This is a genomic window from Streptomyces katrae (genome assembly GCF_000966975.1).
Lineage (GTDB): Bacteria > Actinomycetota > Actinomycetes > Streptomycetales > Streptomycetaceae > Streptomyces > Streptomyces katrae.
This window is the reverse complement of record NZ_JZWV01001636.1, coordinates 1-1,535: the sequence shown is the minus strand read 5'-3', so window position 1 is coordinate 1,535 and position 1,535 is coordinate 1. Positions and strand designations below refer to the sequence as shown.

At 75.0% G+C, this 1,535-nt stretch carries 2 protein-coding genes; both read right to left on the bottom strand.

Translation table 11 applies throughout. From position 1 onward, the window contains the following. Window positions 1-628: beta-ketoacyl synthase N-terminal-like domain-containing protein (locus VR44_RS39770; protein WP_045952572.1), on the bottom strand; the 628-nt coding region annotated here is incomplete at its 3' end. A 92-nt stretch (window positions 629-720) separates the two neighbouring features. After that, on the bottom strand, window positions 721-1,535 hold an 815-nt coding region (locus VR44_RS39765; protein ID WP_045952571.1), incomplete at its 5' end, for an acyl carrier protein.

Below are 1,535 nucleotides of genomic sequence, written 5' to 3'. Positions count from 1 at the left end.
ACGGGCCTTCCAGCCCGAAGGTGTAGGAGAGGCGGCCGGAGGCGACGCTGGGGGCGGTGCCGGTGAGGAGGAAGCCCTCCAGTTCCTCGCGGGTGTCGCCGCTGCCCGCGTAGCCCTGGTAGGCGAGGCCGACGAACACCCCGGTGCGGGAGCCCTTGACGGAGGTGGGGGCGATCCCGGCCCGCTCGAAGGTCTCCCAGGCGACTTCGAGGAGGAGCCGCTGCTGCGGGTCGGTGGCCAGGGCCTCGCGGGGGGACATCCCGAAGAGGCCCGGGTCGAAGCGGCCGGCTTCGTGGAGGAAGCCGCCCTCACGGGTGTAGCACTTGCCGGGGACGCCCGGGTCGGGGTCGTAGAGCCCCTCCAGGTCCCAGCCGCGGTCGTCGGGGAAGCCGGTGACCGCGTCGGTGCCGCTCTCGACCAGCCGCCACAGGGCTTCGGGGCTGTCGACGCCGCCGGGGTAGCGGCAGCCGGCCGCGACGATGGCGATCGGCTCCTGGTCCTTCGCCTCCACCTCGTGGAGCCGGCGGCGGGTCTGCTTGAGGTCCGCCGTCACGCGCTTGAGGTAGTCCAGCAGCTTCTGCTCGTTCTCGTTCTTCTGGCCGTTCTGGCCGTTCTGGTCGTTCTGCATGTCTCTTTCACCCGTCGAGGAGGGTCGGCAAGGGGTGCGGTGGTGCGGCCGCGGTGGTGTGTGCACCTGCTGGTCCGGGCTCGTCCGGGTGCTCAGGAGCCGTCGAGCTCCTGGTCGATGAGCGCGAAGATGTCGTCCACGGTGGCGCTGCGCAGCCGCTCGTCGGACGTCTCGCCGGGGGTGGGGGCGGGGGCGTCGGTGAAGGCCGCGAGCACCCCGTGCAGGCGGGTCCTGATCCGGGAGCGGACGAGTTCGTCGTCGGCCCCGACGGTGGCGAGGACCTGCTCCAGCCGGTCGAGCTCCCCGAAGACGGACATGGCCGACGGGGCCGGGGAGGCCTGCGGGGCGAGGTCGGTGCCGATCCGGGCGGCGAGCGCCACGGGGGTGGGGCAGTCGAAGACGAGGGTGGCCGGGAGCCGCAGTCCGGTGGCGGAGTTCAGCCGGTTGCGCAGTTCCACCGAGGTGAGGGAGTCGAAGCCCAGGGCCTTGAACTCCCGGTCGCGGTCCACCTCGCGGGGGCCGCCGAGCCCGAGGACGGCCGCCACGTGGGTGCGCACCAGGTCCAGCAGGGCGCCGTCCCGTTCGGGCCCGGACAGGCGGGCCAGCCGCTCGCGCAGGGCGTCGGGGCCGCCGCCGGGTACGGCGTCCCGGACGGTGCGCCGGGCGGCGGGGCGCAGCAGGCCGCGCAGTACCGCCGGTACGGACCGGCCGGCGTCGGGGCCCGCGGCGGCCGGGGCCGCGGTGTCGAAGCGTACGGGTACGGCGAGGGGCTGCTCCCCGGTCCGGGCCGCGTCGAAGAGCGCGAGGCCCTCCTGCGGGCGGAAGGGGACCAGTCCGGAGCGGGCCATCCGGTCCTGCCCGGCCGCGTCCATGCCGGAGGCCATTCCGCCGTCGGCCCAGGGGCCCC